The sequence below is a fragment of the Amycolatopsis sp. NPDC051716 genome, assembly GCF_040681595.1.
Taxonomy (GTDB): Bacteria; Actinomycetota; Actinomycetes; order Mycobacteriales; family Pseudonocardiaceae; genus Amycolatopsis.
In genome coordinates, this window is record NZ_JBFAZA010000023.1 from 47874 (window position 1) to 66004 (window position 18131).

Sequence of the window (18131 nt, forward strand, 5' to 3'; positions counted from 1 at the left end):
CCTAGGTAGGCAGAGATGACTCACTCGCGTGGCTTCGTGCGCTTCCCCAGATGCAGACGGGCATTGGCCCTTGGTCTCGCCGTCGTGCTGCTGGGTTCGGCGCAGACCGCGGCGGCGGAAGCGGCGGCTCGCGGCTGGCACGGGCTGGGCTGGGACTTGCCTCCGTTGCAGCAGACCAGCTCCGTGGACGGCGTCGACGGCGGCTTCCGTGCGAAACCGGTGGTTCCGGCCGGATCCGGCGGTCCCGCGAAGGTCAGCTGGCCGGCGGCCACCAGCACCGAGGTCGACCTCCCCGTTGACGCCGGCGCGGCAAAGGCGCCTGCGGGGCAGGCGGTCGCCGTGGCGCGGTCGCAGGCGAAGACGGCCGAGGCCCGGCACACACCGGGCAAGGTCCGGGTCAGCACGCTGGACCAGGCCACGACGGCCAAGACCGGCATCAAGGGCGTGCTGGTCAAGGTGGAGCCGGTGCTCGGTGACACGAGCGGGCCGGTGAACGTCGACGTCGACTACCGGTCGTTCGGCGACGCCTACGGCGGCGACTTCGGCGGGCGCCTGCACCTCGTGCAGTACCCGTCGTGCCTGCTGACGACGCCGGACAAGCCCGAATGTCACGTCGGTACGCCGCTGGCCTCGGACAACAACACCAAATCCCGGCACGTTTCGGCCGACGTTACCTCGGTGGACAAGCAGGCTGGCACTTCGATGCTGGTGGCCGCAGAGGCTGGCACCAAGAGCGGTGGCGGTGACTTCGGCGCGACCGACTTGAAGCCGGCCGGGTCCTGGTCGGCGGGGGGCTCGTCGGCGGACTTCACTTACTCGTATCCGATCGGCACGCCTGCTGCGCTCGGAGGTACCGCTCCGTCGGTCAGCCTGAACTACTCCTCGAGCTCGGTGGACGGGCTGACGTCGGCCACGAACAACCAGGCCTCGGGCGTTGGCGACGGCTGGAGCCTGTCGGGCGGCGGGTTCATCGAACGCCGCTACAAGGGCTGCAGCCAGGACTTGGGCGGCAACAACGGCCAGACCAAGACCGGTGACCTCTGCTGGTTCAACGACAATGCCACGATCTCCTTCGCCGGCGCCAACGGCGACCTGATCCTGGACAAGAACACCCAGACGTGGCACCCGAAGGACGATGACGGCACGCGCGTCGAACGTCTCACCGGCGGCGCCAACGGCGACAGGTTCGGCGAGTACTGGAAGGTCACTACGCCTGACGGTGTCCAGTACTTCTTCGGCCTCAACCACTTGCCCGGCTGGTCGTCCGGTAAGGCGGAGACCCAGTCGACCTGGACCGCTCCCGTCTTCGGCAACAACACCAACGAACCCTGCAACGCCGCGACCTATGCCGCGTCCTGGTGCAACCGCGCGTGGCGCTGGAACCTGGACTACGTTGTCGACCCGCACGGCAACGCGATCGCGTACTACTACCAGCCCGAGACGAACTACTACGGGCTCAACCGCAACGCTGCCACCGCGAACAACCCCGGCACGCAGTACACGCGCAGCGGTTACCTGCAGAGGATCGAGTACGGGTTCAACACCAAGGTCGCCGACACCTTCAGCCACGCGCCGGCGCAGGTGCTGTTCGACACGGCCGAGCGCTGCTTTCCCAGCGGCACGATCACCTGTGATCCCGGTCAGCTGAATTCGGGAACGGCGACGTCGTGGCCGGATGTGCCGTCGGAGGCGATCTGCGCCCAGGGCGCGGTGTGCGTGTACAACTCGCCGTCGTTCTTCTCCCGCAAGCGCTACACCAAGATCACCACCCAGGTGTCCGACGGCGGCGCGGGGTGGAAGCCGGTTCGTGAGTGGGCGCTGGCGCAGTCGTTCCCGCCGACCACGGACGGGAACAAGACGGCGTTGTGGCTGGACTCGATCACGGAGACGGGCCGGATTTCGAGCCCGAACACCGTCGGCTCGGCGATCACGCTGCCCGCGACGACGTTCCACGCGAAGTCGATGGCCAACCGGGTCAACGCCAACATCCAGTACACCGCGCTGACCCGCAACCGGATCGACGCCATCACCACACCGCAGGGCGGCCTGACCACCGTCAACTACGCCGACCCCGAGTGCAAACCCGGCGGCCCGATGCCCGATCCGGCGAACCTGAAGAACAACACGCTGTCGTGCTACCCGGTGTACTGGTCCCCGCCGGGAGCGACCGATCCGGTGCTGGACTACTTCAACAAGTTCAGGGTCACCGACGTCATCGAAGATGCCAACACGACGCAGCAGCCGCAGCAGAAGGTCACTCATTACGACTACCTCGGCGGCGCGGCCTGGCACTACGACGACGACCCCTTCTCCGATCCGAAGTACCGTACGTGGTCGCAGTGGCGCGGCTACGGCGACGTCAAGACGACCACCGGGCTCGGCCCCGCGGGCGGTGACCCGTCCGGGCCGCCGGTGACCACCGAGACGTTCTACCTGCGCGGCATGGAAGGCACGACGGTCACCAGCCCGAACTGGCACGAGTCGTTCACCGACCGCAAGGAGGTCGCCGGCTTCACCCGCGAGACCGTCACCTACCGCGACGGTCAGGTCGTCGGTGGCAGCCTGACCGAGCCGTGGGTATCAAACGCGACGGCCACCGATGCCGACGGCCGCACGGCGGCCTACACCGATACGGACACGACCCGGACCCGTACCTGGCTGGACACGAAGAGCACGTGGCGGGTGTCGCGCACGCACACCACCCACGGCAAGTACGGGCTCGCGACCGCCGTGCAGACCGAAGGCGACACCAGCGACCCCAAGCAGACCAGTTGCACCCTCACCACCTACCTGGAAAACGCCACCGCCTGGCTGCTGAACTCCTCGAGCCAGGTGCAGAAGATCTCCGGGGTCTGCGACGCCACCGCCAACCCACCCGGGTCCGGCAACATCATCAGTGACACCCGGACCTACTACGACAAGCTGGCCTTCGGCGCGGCGCCCAGCGAAGGCAACATCACCCAGATCGACAGCCTCGACGACTGGCCGGCGGGCGGTACGGAGAAGATCAAGTCGCCGGCCGCGACGACCGTGTACGACAAGTACGGGCGGGCGGTCAGTGCCACCGACGCACTCGGCCTGACCAGCACCACGGCCTACACCCCGGCCGAAGGCGGCCCGGTCACCCAGGTCGACACCACCACACCGCCGGTCACCGCCGCCGCGAACGCACCCAAGTTCACCTCGACCAAGTACCTCGACCCGGTCTCCGGCATCACCGTCGCGAGCAAGGATGCGAGCGGGCTGCGCACCGACGCCACGCAGGACGCTCTCGGCCGCGTGGTGTCGGTGTGGAAACCGGGCCACAGCAAGGCGGCGAACTGGCCGGCGGACGTCCTCTACAGCTACAGCGTCCGCAACGCCGGTGGCGTCAGCAATGTCACCACCCAGACCCTGCTGGCGAACGGGCAGTACGCGACGTCGTACACGCTCGTCGACGGTCTGGGCCGCACCGTTCAGACCCAGGCGCCGCGGGCCGACGACGGGCCCGGCCGGATCATCACCGACACCTTCTACGACTCGCAGGGGCGGACGTACAAGACCCACAACGCCTACTGGAACAGCGCGGCCCCATCGTCGACGCTGTACGTCACCGATGACGCGTCGGTCCCGAACACGACGTTGACGACCTTCGACAGTGCGGGGAGCCCGCGGACCAGCGCGTACCTGCTGCACGCCGTCGAGCAGTGGCGCACCACGACGATCCCGGACGGCGACCGCACGACCACTATCCCGCCGGCCGGTGGCACCGGGTCGACCACCATCACCAACGGGCTCGGCCAGACCGTCCAGCTGCTGCAGTACAAGGACCCCACGAAATACACCCCGGGGTCACCGGCCGACACGACGACCTACGCCTATACCCGCAGCGGCAAGCAGGCCACGGTCACCGACACGACCGGCAAGAACGTCTGGTCCTTCGAGTACGACCTGAAGGACCGCAAGATCGCCTCGACCGACCCGGACACGGGCCGGACGACGTTCACCTACGACGCGGCCGGCCGGCTGCTGACCACGACGGACGCGCGCAGCCGGTTGATCAGCTACACCTACGACAACCTCAGCCGCAAGACCGCCGAATACGACGGCCCGGCGCTGACCGGCACGAAGATCGCCGGCTGGACCTACGACACCTTGCTTCCCGGGCAGCCGACCAGCTCCACCCGCTACGTCGGCGACAAGGCTTACACCAAGGAAACCAGCGGCTACGACACCGCGGGCCGGCCCACCGGCAGCAAGGTCACCATCCCGCCGGGCGACAAGGGTCTTTCCGGCAGCTACCGGTTCGGGATCACCTACGACCCGAATTCGGGTGCGGTACGCACCATGAACACGCCCGAGGAGGGCGGTCTGCCGCCCGAGGAACTCTCGTTCGGCTACTACGACAACGGCGCCCCGAAGACAATGCTGGCCGCCAATGGTTCGGGCGGCGGCACGATCCTGGTCTCGTCGACGGCGTACAACCCGCTGGGGCAGGTCCTGCGGACCAACTTCAACGATGACCAGAGTCCCTACCAGGTCTCGGTCACCAGCACCTACACCGACGGCACCAATCGGCTCGAGACGGTTCAGGCGCAGCGTTCGACGTCGTCGGACTACTGGATCGCCAACCGCGTCTACACCTACGACCAGGTCGGCAACCTCACGAAGATCGCCGACACCCCACCGGGAACGAAGGCCGACGTCCAGTGCTTCCGCCAGGACTACCTGCAGCGGCTCACCGAAGCCTGGACGCCGTCCTCGGCCGACTGCACGGCCCAGCCGACCACGGCAGGTATCGACGGGGCAGCGCCGTACTGGACGTCCTGGACCTTCGACGACACCGGCAACCGCAAGACCCAGGTCCAGCACACACCGTCGGGGGACGTCACGACGGCCTCGACGTACCCGGCGCCGGGGGCTTCGCGTCCGCATGCTGTCGAGGCTGTCACGACCACGGGCTCGTCAGGAACGACTCAGACGAGCTACGGCTATACGAAGACGGGTAGCACGGAGTCGCGTGGTCCGGCTGGTGCGGCGCAGACGTTCACCTATGACGCCGAGGGCCGGGTCGCGACGGCGAAGGAGGCCAATGGAGGGGACAGCAGTTACCTCTACGACGCCGACGGCAACCTCCTCATCACCAAGGACCCGAGCGGCACGACGTTGTCGGTCGGCGACATGGAGCTGTTCGTCCCGACCGGGGGCATCTTCGCCACGGGCACCCGGTTCTACAGCTACAACGGCCAGGTCATCGCGACTCGCGCGTCGTCGGGTGGCTTGAGCTGGAAGCTGTCCGATCACCAAGGGTCCACGTACGCGACGGTGGATGCCGGCAATCTGGCGGTGACCAAGCGCTGGCAGGACCCGTACGGCATCAGCCGCGGGACTCCGCCGTCGACGTGGCCGGACAAACACGGCTTCGTCGGCGGCTACCAGAACACAACCGGGTTGACCCACCTGGGCGCCCGCGACTACGACCCGTTGTCCGGCCGGTTCCTGACTGCCGACCCGATGCTGGACACCGGCAACCCGCAGGCACTGAACGCCTACAGCTACGGCAACAACAGTCCCGTGTCGTTCAGCGACCCGCTCGGCATGATGTGGGGCGCCGCTTGCGGCCCGGACGGGGTGCTGTGCGGGACCGGCGAGGCGATGTCGGACCCGAACTACGTCGACAATCGTGCCTTCTTCATGAAGCAGCGCGGGTACAGCCAGCAGTCGATCGACAGCTTCCGTCATATCGCCGCCAACAGCGGCTGCAAACGCGGCTCAGCCTGCAGCAATCAACGGGAGATCGCCCGGGGGCACGTCAAGAAGTACTCTCCGGTCACCGACGATCCCCAGCGTTTGATCAGTCTCTGGTCGTCGCTTGCGCAGCAGATCGACGGGCCGCGCCCGTTCTGGAACACCGCCACCGGCACCGGCAACGAAATGGCGTGCTTCGGCCAGCGCGGTTGCCGGATGGCGTGGATCTACCTCTTGGAGCACGGCCAGGACACGGCGGGCGCCAAGGTGATCGCGGCGACGTACTGCGTCGAGCACTTCGACGAGTGCGTGGACGAGAAGAACTTCAACGACATGGTCATGGACGACCTCACCAGCCTGCTGATGCTCGGCGCGATGGGATTCGGGTCGGCTGCCGGGGCGGTGGGCGAGGAGACCGCCGGCGCCACGGCTGCCGCCGACGGCAGTTCGATGAGGACGCCACTGAGCTCGCGCACGGGATGCCCGAACAGTTTCGCTGGCTCAACTCCGGTGCTCATGGCGGATGGGAGCACCAAGCCGATCGCGCAGGTCGAGGTCGGTGACGAAGTCGAGAACGCCGAACCCGATGACAGCGTCGTGCAGCGTCACGTCGTGACGGCGCTGCACGTAACCGACGACGACCGTGACTTTGTTGACATCGCAGTCCTGACATCGGATGGCCTGAAGACCATCGCCACGACGGCACACCACCCCTTCTGGAACGCCACAAACCACACCTGGGCTGACGCGGCTGACCTCGAAGTCGGTGACCTGCTCGCTACGCCGGGTGATGGCCGGGTCGCTGTTCGTGTCGTTCATAGATACAGTAGGAGCGATCGCACCTATAACCTTACTGTCGAGATAGTTCACACGTACTATGTGATGGTCGGCACCACGCCGGTGCTCGTACACAACTGCACGCCGACTGCAGCAAATGGTGCGAGCCTCGAAAACATTAGCGGGGGTGACGCTGCGAAGATCCAGGCAACTGCTGATCGGATTGGTAAGCCGGTGCATCTGGTGGGCAGTAGGGCCAGCGGCACGGCTGGCCCTGAATCGGACTGGGATTACGTGGTTACAGGGGCTAATAGTAAGATCAAGGACAAGATTAAATGGATTGCGCCCTCCGGTGTTCGGACGGGCCAGGGTAAGGGATTGGATATCTTTACTGGCCCTCTCAACGAGGATTTGCCGTACATCACCTTCTATCCGAAAGGGCTATGTGGATGCGGATGATCGAAGTTGAGCTCCTGGGGCGCGAAGGTAACGTGACGGTTCTTCGTATGCCTGATAGGAAGTTTCCGGGAATCTTCATTCAGGGTGATACAATGGCTACGTTCCGAGACCTTTTCGAGGAGGTTGGCGGAATCGATGAATTGCCGGAGGAGATACAGGAAGCCAGAGACCGCGTCGTCGAGTTTTTGCAATACTACGAGGCTGTCTTGAGGGAGAGCGGCATCGCCAGACCGTACTGACATTGGTCGTGAGCTGCGCGTCTGTGGCTGCGAGTGTCGCAGGACGGCATCGGTCCGAAGGGACAGGCTGACGATGGACGGTGGTCGTGTGGTGAGAGCGCTAATTTGTTTGGAGTCTATCCACTATCGTTTTCTTGCGTGGCAGGTAAGGCCCTACAAGTTGATGATCGCCGAGAACTCCTAGCGCTCAACGGGGTTCTGATGGAGGTTAGATACCTTGGGCGAAATGGACAACGCTGCCCGGGAAGTTTCTTGCTGTGTAATCGCTCTGAGCGCGTGATCGGCAAACTCAAGAAACTTCAGAGCATCTGGACGAGATGGAGAAGTGGCGACCTGGCGCGGTGGGAAGACTTTTCCAGGCGAAAGATAGAACCGCCATTAATAATGGGTTCTCTTGCGCAGGCCTGGTTGCACTTGCCGTCTGTTCGGGTCAAGCAGGAGGCTTCTAAAAGCCAGGCTCCGTCCATTGAGGTTCAGCGCGGCCGACGTTGAGCGCGTTGTGGAGGAGCTCGATCGACGGACGTCGGAAACCGTGCATGGATAGGGTAGAGCGCGGTAATGTGTGCATTACTGTCAGCGGCGATGGTGCTCCACTATGCGCCGAAGTACGTCGCTGTGCGTCCACGTTGCTGTCACCGCTGATGTCACCCGGTCAAAGAAATACATAAGCATCTATGTTGCCCGCCTGGCGGCTGCGGTGCGACCGGCTTCGAGCGAGTGCCAGTCGGCAGTTATCACGGTGCCGCCGCGGTCGCGGCGTCGGTCGCCGGAAGCGTGTCAGTGGTCGGCTGGCGGAGCGATCGTCACGGCCAATTGGCGCTGACCTGTCAGGTGGCTTTGTATGCCGGTCCCCTGTGTTGGTGGGCGTGCGCGCGGGGCCGTAGGCCGTAGCGCGTGCACGCGGCCCGGCCGTAGGCCGGGCCGTTCTTGATTCTGTATAGCGTTTCTTAGCCAGGCGGTGGCGCGTGGGCCAGCCGTGTCGCTACTTGGCGGACTTGCGTGATCGTCGGGTCTTGGGTGTCGGCGGTGCTGCGGCGGTCGCGATCGGTGGTTCGATGCCGGCGTTGGCGCGGTATTTTGCGATGCCCAACTCGAAGAGCGGTTGACCAACGCTCGAACGGACGCCCGCGAGGCCACGCGGGACCGGGAAGCCGCCATCGGCCTGCAACCACTGTGCGCCGAACTGGGCAGCAGGATCGCCACCGCCAAGCCCGTCGTCGAAAGCTTGCACGAGCTGGACGGGCTCCTCGCCGACGGGAAGTTCCCCGCGATGGTCGTCAAGCGGCGACAGCGGGCGTTGCTGGAACACGCGTCGAGGCTGCTCCGATCGATGACGAGGGACCGGTTCACGTTCTCCGCCGACTTCCGCATCGTTGATGGCCACACCGGACAGCCTCGCGACGTCCGGACGCTCTCCGGCGGAGAAACGTTCCTGGCGAGCCTCGCTTTGGCCTTGGGGCTGGTGGAACTTACCTCCCGGGGCGGCGGGCGCATCGAGGCCCTGTTCCTCGACGAAGGGTTCGGATCCCTGGACCCCACCGTCCTGGGAGATGCCCTCGACGCGCTCGCCCGTCAAGCCGACTACGGCCGGCTGGTCGCCGTGATCAGCCACATGCGCGACGTCGCAGAGAACTTCGACGACGTCTTGCTGGTCACCCGCACCCCAGGCGGCAGCCAGGCGCGCTGGCTCGACCCCGCCGAGCGCGACCAGCTCGTCACCAACGAACTGGCGGCCGGGCTGCTGAGCTGAACGCCGAGGCTCGTGGACCGGATCGCCCGGTGCCGCAGCGGGATGCGATCGGCGGTCGACACGTCACCCGGTCACTCCTTCTTGAGCGGGTACAGCGGACCGTTCGACCAGTTGATCTCTTCGTTCAGCTCCTCCGCGGCAAGAGTGGCGATGTGGCGAGCCGCGTAAAAATGGATACGTGCGCAGGAGAGCGCGCCGGTCAACCCGATGGAGTGCTTCCCACCAGGCTTGGCACGCAAGACACTGCTGGCCGTCGCGACGCCGGTTCCCTTCACCGGGCCCGGCCACACTTCACTACGCCAGCCGCTGACCAGGCCGTGCGTAAGGCAGTGACGCACCTCCATCCAGCCGTCTGCTCGGGACACGGTCTCATCCCAGCCGATCGTCTCGGTTGCGGGGCGACCGCTGACGCCCGGGATGTTCCACACCTGAAGGGAAAAGTCCCGCCCCAGCTTTGGTTTCAACGCCGGGACCTCAGCGGCAACTTTCGAGCTGAACAACCGCACGGTGGGGTTGTTCATCGTGACTTTCTTGGCCACTTGGGCGAACCCGTGCCCCTGCAACAGAAGAACAACCGCGAGGAACTCCTCAACGAAGCCCTCAAACGCGGCGATCACCGAGAGCGTCACGGCTGGAGCAAGCGCGGCAGAGTTGCCCGAACCGCCTGCGTCCCGGGGATGCAAGGCGATGAGACGCTGCGACACCTCCAGCGACCTGAAGTACTTCTCCGCCGTTGCTTGCAGGTCAGGTGAGAACAACGATGCCCGCCTCTCGAATGTCGCCTCATGCCAAGGCGGATTCACGCTACACGAGTTGTCCCAACCACAAGGTATCGGTCGCGACCCTAGGACCTTCGGTGTGTTTTCGCGTGAAGTGATCCTGACTACGTCGGGGACGATCGACGTGATCCATCGAACTTCGGCCGGGTCGATGCCGCATAGACAAGCGATTCAAGCACCGAGAACTCGACCAGCGCCTTGAACTCCTCCGACGGCTGGATCAGCGAGCGCGCCGAGTCGTGGTGAACTGGCCGGAGCTGGTTGATTTTGCGCTGGGCGCGTCGCGCCAAGCGGCACCGAAGCTGCACCACCTCCTCGGCGAAGTCCCGCGCGGTCCGGTGCCAGCTCGGTGTTCGTCGGGCATGCATGATGGCGGGTCTAGGTCGCTCGCATCCGGGCTATCTTACGCAGCGCCGCTACCGCGTCAGCAGCCAACGACAGCGGTAGGCGTTCCTGCTCGACCCGCCGATGACCGCGCAGGTCGGGTCGCAACAGCAAGTTGTACACGTCGCGTTCCCCCGGCGTGAGCAACGGCAGGGCTTTGGGGGTGGCCGGTTTCAGCGGCACGCCCTTCTGGTCTGTGTCGGTGCCGAATCGTTCGTAGGTCTCGTAAGCCGCCCGGTCCATCAGGATGCTGTCGACCTCGACGCCATCCTCGCGCCAGCCGTTCAGGATCTCGTAGCCGTGAGTGTCGATGTCACCCCAGTAGCAGAGGCGGGGCGCGCCGGTCAGCCATGGGAACGCGGCCGCCGTCTTGCCGCCGAAGCCGTCGCCCTCTACCGCGATACCGCCCTCGACCGGCGGGAAGTGGAGGGCGGTGTCCTTGTTCTCGGAGATCACGACGACCTCGGGGCGGTAGGGCGGCGCGAAAGCGTCGCCGACCGTAGCGCTGTCGTGGTGGCGCCGGTCGGACTTGCGGTACTCCGGGCCCAGGTAGGTGAAGTGGATGCGAGCCGGATGCGGAGGCAGCAGGCCAAGTCCCTCCTGGCAGCTGAGCGCCGCAATGAAGGACTGATGAGCGTTCAACCATTTGGCATGCACCCCGGGCACGGGCACTTGCCGCGGCGTGAGCCCCGCCGCGTCGTTCACCTGGAACCAGCGAGCGACGGTCTGGAGCAGGTCGAAGTCGACGTCACTGTATTCGTGTACGGCCCGGATCACGGTGGCGAGGTTCTCCGCCGCTGGGAACGCGTCGGTCAAGCGCGCAAGCCGTTCTCGAGCCCGGCGTAGCTTGACGTCCCAGCCGTCCCCGGAAAAGGAGGCCGCCGCCTCGATCGAGTCGATTTCGACGTGGGTGGGGATGTCCTGCGTGGTGCTGTACACGCGCTTCGGAGCCGTGAGCAGCCGAGCCGGGCGACCGCTCACCCATTCGCGCCATTCTCGCCGCAGCGGTTCGTACGTGGTTTGCCACTCGTTCTCCAGTGCGGTCTTTGTAGTCGTCCCTAGGGAGAAGCGGTGCGGCCAGGACACGGTTGTCCCCATGAGGTCGGTGGCCCACGTGTTGCCGAGCCTCCTGCGGATGTCAGCTGCGACGGCCGCGGGCGCCTTCACGCGGACTCCTCCGCCGCCAGCGCCCGCACGGCCGGCGGGTCGTCGGTGGCAGTGGCTTCACCGACGAGTAGCCGCTGGCGCTCTTCGCCATGTAGAGCACGTGGTCGGCGTGCGGTTCGAGTGCGGTGAACTGGCCGTACGAGGCTCCGATGATCAGCTGGAAACCGAGCCCCTTCCACGCGTCGACGGCCCGGCCAGCGAACTCACTGTCGGCCTTGACGAACCCTTCGTCCAGGAACACCGGCGCGAACCGGGGACGGGCATGGGCTTCGTCACCCAGCTGGAACCGGAGCGCGGCTCCGACAATGAAGGCGACCAGCTCCTGGGTCTCCCCGCCGGACTTGCCCCCGAGAGCCGCGTAGGTCGACCGTTCGCGACCTTCATCGTCGTAGGACACCGCGGTGATCTCGATGTGCTTGCGCACGTCGAGGAAATAGTCGCGATGGGACTTGCCGGGGACGTCGGTGCGAATGTGTTTCAGTGACACTGGCGGCGGCCCCGTGTCGGCAACTGAGCGGATCGTGATCGGCGACTTCGAGGAGACGTTCCCGATTACACTTGCCTTCTGGGCCTTATTTGATTACCGGCGGAGTTGGCGGAAAGCGTACGATGTGATCAAGGAATATCCGTATTCTAAATCTTGCTTGATGGTCGCCATGACCGATCCGGAGAACAGTAATTTTCTGACTTGTTGGCCGTTGTATCGGGAGGGTGAAGAAGTTCGAGTTCAGAATTCACTGATCTTCCTCGACGAGTTGGAAGTTGCCTTCGACGTCGAAGAGCCGTGGGCATCTTTGGGGTCTCGTCGTACCGTGAACGAAGACGGCATCGAGATCTCCGAGTGGACGGTATCGATGAGCGAGCTGAGGAACTTCTTCGGCTGATCGCTGGTAGTTCGCGACGCTGAGCGGAATCGGTGATGGGTACGAGCGCCAACCTGCTAGCTGTATGAGACCTTGACGTTGGTGACGCCGGATTCAAATTAGCCAGAATGGCAAGCCCTTGGACTCGAGCCCGGGTCGCCGGTAGGAGGGGTGGCCGGCGGTCTTTCGTCGAGTTGGTTCACTCGGCATTCGCTGAGCCGATTGGTGGCGGCGATCAAGTCTTTTTCGTAGTTCACGGTGGTCCGCAATGGACCAGGATCGGCGATGACGCGGCCTGCGGTTGCGACGGAAAGGCTGGCCATTGGCGGTTGTCAAGCGCGAAACATGTTGATCTGCTGCCAGATGGTGTCGTGTGGTGCGTTGTGGTCGTCGAGGTTTCCAAGGGCTTCGGCCGCTGTGATCACGGCTGAAGTGCGACGACGTTGGTCAGGTTGCCGCTGCCAGTATGCCTGCGGGAGCTTCAACACGGCTGTGAGCAGGTCGCCGGGGTAGAAGTCGCCTTCGGCGAGTGGGTTCTGCTCGAGTTGGGTCAGTGCGATGGGAACCAGTACGTCGATGCCCTCGTGCTGGAGCAGGAGCACGCGGAGGTCTTCGATGTCCATCGAGCCGACTGGCTTCTGACGCAGCTCGTAGACGGTCTTGATCAGCCGTGTGGCGTCGGCTGGTGGGTTGCCCCAGCGGCGGTCCTCGATCTGCTCGAGCGTAAGTGATTCGTCGACGTCGGGTCTGGTTCTCATGGCTCCTCGCGCCGGGTGTCGTGGTTATGGGCGTGAGGATACGCTGAGCTGGCGTTCCAGCCGATTGGTTTGATTCGGGAGACGCCATTCTGTCAGTCCGTTTTGGTCGGATTGATGCGTGGTTTGACGGTTTGACGTGGTTGTCGGCATGGCATGCCGTGCAAGGTCGCCGTCTGCGTCCATGCCTTGCAGTACAAGGCAAACGGGTGGAGTCCCAAGTCGGGTGATGCACGCAGAGTCAGTCACGCTGCGCTCTTCGAGTGACCCATGGTCATGACCATTTCGTGGACAAACCCCGCACTTTAGTGTGATGCCGTCGACTCCTCACAGTCGACGCTTTCGGAGCGACAACGTTTTGCTCCTCACACGGGGGAATCACATGTTTCGTCCTGTCAAGCCATTCCTGCTGCGCCGTGCCCTGGTGGCGGTCGTCGCTGCCGCGGTGAGTGTTGCTGTTGTGCCCGCATCGGCGCAGGCCGGCCCGTTGCGGCCGGCAGACGACGGCCGGCCGCGCAGTGCGCCGCAGCGCGGGCCCGCCATCCCGGTGGCTCCCGCGGCTCCCGTCGCCCTCAACGGCACCGGTACCGTCGCGTCCTGGGGCTCCAACACCATGGGGCAGCTGGGCAACGGCAGCACCTCCGATGCCAAGACGCCGGCCCAGGTCAGCGGGCTGACCGCGGGCACCGCGATCGCGTCCGGCCTGTACACCGGTTACGCCGTCAAGTCCGACGGCACCGCCTGGGCGTGGGGTTACAACACCTACGGCGGCCTCGGCGACGGCACCACCACCGACCGCTCGACACCGGTCCGCGTCGGCACGCTGGCCAACGTGATCGCGGTCGCCGGCGGCTCGTTCACGGGGTACGCGCTCAAGTCCGACGGCACGGTGTGGGCCTGGGGCAACGGCTACGACGGCGAGCTCGGCAACGGCGGCACAGCGGACAGCCACACCCCGGTGCGGGTGGGGTCGCTGACCGGCGTCACGGCGATCGCGGGTTCGGGCGGCAACGGCTACGCACTGAAGTCCGACGGCACCGTTTGGTCATGGGGCCTCAACCCCAGCGGCCAGATCGGGGACGGCACGACGACCACGCGCCTCTCGCCCGTCCAGGTCAAGAACCTGACCGGCGTCAGTGCCATCGCCGCGGCGAGTGGCTCCGAGACGGCCTACGCGATGAAGTCCGACGGCACGGTGTGGTCGTGGGGCGACAACAGCAGCGGCCAGCTCGGCAACGGGTCCACCGCCGCCAGCACCGGCACCGCCGTGCAGGTGAAGAACTTCACCGGGGCGACCGCGATCGCCGCCGGGGTTTCCGACGGCTACGCCCTCAAGTCCGACGGCACGGTGTGGAGCTGGGGCGACGGCTACTACGGTCAGCTGGGCACCGGCGGCACCACCCAGAGCGCCGTCCCGGTTCAGGTCGGTGGCCTGACCGGCATCGCCGCGATCGCCGCGGGCGGCCATTCGGCTTATGCGACCCGCGCCGACGGCACCGCGCGCTCCTGGGGCAACAACTCCCACGGCCAGCTGGGCAACGGCACCACGACGAACGCGAAGACGCCGGTGGTGGTCAGCACGCTGACTTCGGTGATCGCGGTGGCCGCCAACTACGAAAGCAGCTACGCGCTGGCCGGCGGCACGATCCCGGTCGCGGGTTCGGTGCCGCCCCGGCAGCTGCCCGGCGATGGCAACCCGTGCCTGCCGTGCCCGCTCGTGCAGTCCGGCACCGGCTCGGGCGGTGACCCGGTGGACACCTCGTCCGGGGCGTTCCACGAGAGGTACAACGACCTGTCGGTCTCCGGCCGCGGTCCCGGCCTCGTCTGGGCTCGCTCGTACAACTCCGTGATGGCCGCCGACGACGGGCCGCTCGGCTACGGCTGGCACACCGGCTACGGTGCCCGCCTGGTCGTCAACGCGACCACCGGCGCCGTCACGGTGAGCCAGGAGAACGGCGCCGAGGTGGTGTTCACCAGCTCTTCGGGCGCCTACACCGCTCCCGCGTTCGTCCAGGCGACGCTGGTCAAGAACGCCGACGGCACATACACCTTCACCCGGCACGCCACCCAGATCCTGCGCTTCGACTCGGCGGGCCACCTCACCGCGATCGCCGACCCCAACGGCGAAAAGACCACGCTGTCCTATGCCGGCGCCCTGCTGTCGAAGGTGACCGACAGCGCCGGCCGGGCGCTGTCGGTGACCTACACCGGCACGCACATCACCAAGGTGTCCGACCCGCTCGGAAACGCGTACACCTACGCCTACGACTCGGCCGGCAACCTCACCACCGTGACCGCGCCCGACGGCGGCGTCACGACGTTCGCGTACGACAGCGCGCACCGGGTCACCTCGGTGCTGGACCCGGCGCAGCAAAGCGCGACGACCAAACACCCCACCACCAACGTGTACGACGCCAAGGGCCGCGTCACGAGCCAGACGGACGCGCTGGGCCGGGTGACCACCTTCGCCTACACCGGCGACCCGTACAGCTCCGCCGGTGGCACGACCGTCGTCCTCGATCCCGCTGGCCATCAGACCGCCGACACCTACCAGTACGGCATCCGCGTCTCGAACGTCCGCGGTTTCGGCACCGCGGCCGCCGTCACCACCACCTACGCCTACGACAAGGCAACCCTCGCGCCGACCGAGGTCACCCGGACCACCGCGGGCGACCCGAACGCCCACCGGACCACCGCGACCTACGACACCAAGGGCAACCCGACCGCCCAGGTCGACGGCCTCGGCCGGGAAGCCGACACGACCTACAACGCGTTCAACGAGCCGCTCACCAAGACCGAGCCCAACCCGTCGTCCGTCGGACCGGCCCGGATCACCACCACCTACGCCTACGACAGCAAGGGCAATCTGCTGAGCCGGAGCCGGCCGCTCTACACCTCGGCGACGGCCTCCACCAACCAGACGGTGACCTACCGGCACGACGACAGCGCGCATCCCGGCGACGTGACCAGCGTCGTCGACCCGCTGGGCAAGGTCACCACGACGACCTACGACAGCGCCGGCAACGCCGCCACCGTCACGACGCCGCAGGGCCGCACCACCACCTACACCTACGACGCGGACGGGCACCGGAAAACGACGATCGCCCCGCAGGGAACCGTCAGCGGCGCCGACCCCGCCGCGTACACGACCACCTTCGGCTACGACCCCAACGGCCGGCTCACGTCGACCAGCGTCGCCGCGCCCGGCGGTCCGCTGGTCACCAGCCAGGGGTATGACCTCGACGGCCGGCTCACCAGCAGCACCGATCCGCTCGGCCGCGTCAGCCACAACACCTACGACCTGGCCGGCGAGCTGAGCACGGCGACCCAGCCGGACGGCAGCACCCGGCAGACCACCTACTGGCCCGACGGCACGGTCAAGACCCGGGTCGACGGACTCGGCAAGGTCACCTCGTACGGGGCCGACACGCTGGGCCGGGTCGCCTCGGTCACCGACCCGCTCAACCGCGTCACGACGTACACCTACGACGCGGTCGACGCGGTGCTGACCACCACCGACCCGCAGAACCAGGTCACCACCAACACCTACGACGACGCCGGGCAGCTGTTGACCACGACCTACTCGGACGGCGTCACGCCCAAGGTGACCCGCACGTACACCGGGGCCGGGCTCGCGGCCACGACCGTCGACGGCAGCGGCACCACCACCTCGGCGTACGACAGCCTCGGCCGGCTCACCAGCCAGTCGATGGCCGGCCAGACCGTCGGATACGGCTACGACCTGGCCGGCCGGGTCACCACCTTGACCTACCCCAACGGCAAGAACGTGACCCGCGCCTACGACGGGGACGGCTCGCTGACCGGCGTGACCGACTGGCTCGGCGGCGCCAGCACCTTCGGCTACGACGGCGGCGGCCGGCTCGCCACGCTGACCGCTCCCAACGGCGTGACCTCGACGATCGGCCACGACGCCCCCGGCCGGACCACCGGCATCACGGTGGCGAACGGCGGCACGACGCTGGCCGGCCTGACCGACACGTGGGACGCGGCCGGGCAGCTCAGCGGCGAGACGTCGGCCGGGCTCGGGCCTGACCGCGGCTTCGGCTACGACCCGGACGGGCGGCTCACCACCGACACCGGCACCACGTACGCCTACGACAACGCCGGCCAGCTCACTTCGAACGCGGGGACCACCCAGGCGTACGACGCGGCGGGCCAGCTGACCGGGTCGTACACCTTCGATCCGCGAGGCAACCGGACCGCGGCCGGGACCACCACCTACTCCTACGACCAAGCCAACCGGCTCACCTCGTACACCTCCGGCGCGACCACCGCCGGCTACGGCTACAACGGCGACGGTCTGCGCACGACCAAGAAGGTCGGCACGACCACCAGTACGTTCGCCTACGACACGGTGGACGGGCTGCCGCTATTGCTCGCGGACGGCACGAACTTCTACCTCTACGGTCCCGGCGGCACCCCGATCGAGCAGATCGGCGCCACCTCCGGTACGCCCACCTACCTGCACGCCGACCAGCTCGGCAGCGTCCGGATGCTGACCGCGGCGGACGGGACGGTTGCCAACACAGCCACCTATACCGCCTACGGCGTGCGAACGTTCGCCAACGCCGGCGGCACGACGACGCCATTCGGCTTCGCCGGCCAATACACCGACGCCGAGAGCGGCCTGCTCTACCTACGAGCCCGCTACTACGACCCGGCGACCGGGCAGTTCCTCACCCGCGACCCGGCGTCGTCGCTGTCCGGTTCGGTCTACGCGTACGCCGACGGCGATCCGATCGGCAGGAAGGATCCATCCGGCCTGTGGACCGGTGGCATCTGCCTCACCTCACACCTCGCAGGTATCGTCTTCTGGTCCGGTCAGGTGTGCATCCAGATCGACGGTCACGGCGATCTGGGCGTCACCGCCACGGCGGCCGGCGGCGTTTCCACCCCCTCGTTCGGCGCCGGCGTGGGACTGCAGGGCAGCAACGCCGACCAGATCAAGGACTTGAACGGCCCGTTCTGCACGGTGGGCGCCAGCGTCGGCGACGAGTACTTCGGAGGGGCTGACTTCTCGTGGGGCACCGACAGTCAGGGGCGTCCGGTGTACGTCGGTGAGCTCAGCGGCGGCGTGGGTGCCGAGGGCTTTCCACTTCCGGCCGAGGCACACGGCGGCTTGTCCGACACGTGGTCGGCGTCGTTCAGCATCCCCAAGGCTTGGCACTGGCTGACGGGTCTGTTCGACTGAGATACTTCGCTGGTGATGC

General features: G+C 66.5%; 10 protein-coding genes. 5 read left to right on the forward strand and 5 right to left on the reverse strand.

Going from position 1 to position 18131, the window contains the following annotated elements:
* Positions 1–84: 84 nt before the first annotated feature.
* The 3 genes from AB0M30_RS29140 to AB0M30_RS29150 all read left to right on the forward strand — a co-directional run bounded on the left by AB0M30_RS29140 (position 85) and on the right by AB0M30_RS29150 (position 8952).
* On the forward strand, positions 85–6963 hold the full coding sequence (locus tag AB0M30_RS29140) for an RHS repeat-associated core domain-containing protein (RefSeq protein WP_364589872.1): 6879 nt from the start codon (positions 85–87) through the stop codon (positions 6961–6963).
* The gene (locus tag AB0M30_RS29145) at positions 6960–7202 is read left to right on the forward strand and encodes a hypothetical protein (RefSeq protein WP_364589875.1); all 243 of its coding nucleotides are present in this window, start codon (positions 6960–6962) and stop codon (positions 7200–7202) included. Before AB0M30_RS29140 ends, AB0M30_RS29145 begins: the two co-directional genes overlap by 4 nt.
* A gap of 1102 nt (positions 7203–8304) precedes the next feature.
* On the forward strand, positions 8305–8952 hold the full coding sequence (locus AB0M30_RS29150; protein WP_364589878.1) for an SbcC/MukB-like Walker B domain-containing protein: 648 nt from the start codon (positions 8305–8307) through the stop codon (positions 8950–8952).
* 71 nt (positions 8953–9023) lie between these two features.
* On the opposite strand, the gene AB0M30_RS29155 is transcribed toward AB0M30_RS29150, so the two are convergent.
* From AB0M30_RS29155 to AB0M30_RS29170, 4 genes are all read right to left on the reverse strand, one after another.
* Positions 9024–9710 carry a hypothetical protein gene (locus AB0M30_RS29155; protein WP_191315931.1) on the reverse strand — a complete coding sequence of 229 codons (687 nt, stop codon included), beginning with the start codon at positions 9708–9710 and terminating at the stop codon, positions 9024–9026.
* Between the two features lie 125 nt (positions 9711–9835).
* Entirely contained in the window at positions 9836–10099 is a 264-nt protein-coding gene (locus AB0M30_RS29160) for a hypothetical protein (protein WP_364589882.1), read from the reverse strand.
* A gap of 10 nt (positions 10100–10109) precedes the next feature.
* The gene (locus tag AB0M30_RS29165) at positions 10110–11282 is read right to left on the reverse strand and encodes a Wadjet anti-phage system protein JetD domain-containing protein (protein ID WP_364589885.1); all 1173 of its coding nucleotides are present in this window, start codon (positions 11280–11282) and stop codon (positions 10110–10112) included.
* Complete coding sequence (locus AB0M30_RS29170; protein WP_364589888.1) at positions 11254–11769, reverse strand: SbcC/MukB-like Walker B domain-containing protein; 516 nt, start codon at positions 11767–11769, stop codon at positions 11254–11256. The genes AB0M30_RS29165 and AB0M30_RS29170 overlap by 29 nt, the downstream gene beginning before the upstream one ends.
* A gap of 34 nt (positions 11770–11803) precedes the next feature.
* Here AB0M30_RS29170 and AB0M30_RS29175 point away from each other — a divergent pair, with 34 nt between their 5' ends.
* On the forward strand, positions 11804–12166 hold the full coding sequence (locus AB0M30_RS29175) for a hypothetical protein (RefSeq protein ID WP_364589891.1): 363 nt from the start codon (positions 11804–11806) through the stop codon (positions 12164–12166).
* Between the two features lie 311 nt (positions 12167–12477).
* Here AB0M30_RS29175 and AB0M30_RS29180 read toward each other — a convergent pair whose 3' ends face one another.
* Positions 12478–12903, reverse strand: coding sequence for a contact-dependent growth inhibition system immunity protein (locus tag AB0M30_RS29180; RefSeq protein WP_364589894.1), 426 nt, complete (start codon positions 12901–12903; stop codon positions 12478–12480).
* A 379-nt stretch (positions 12904–13282) separates the two neighbouring features.
* Here AB0M30_RS29180 and AB0M30_RS29185 point away from each other — a divergent pair, with 379 nt between their 5' ends.
* Positions 13283–18112: an RHS repeat-associated core domain-containing protein gene (locus AB0M30_RS29185; RefSeq protein ID WP_364589897.1), complete on the forward strand. Its 4830-nt coding sequence runs from the start codon at positions 13283–13285 to the stop codon at positions 18110–18112.
* Positions 18113–18131: the final 19 nt, after the last annotated feature.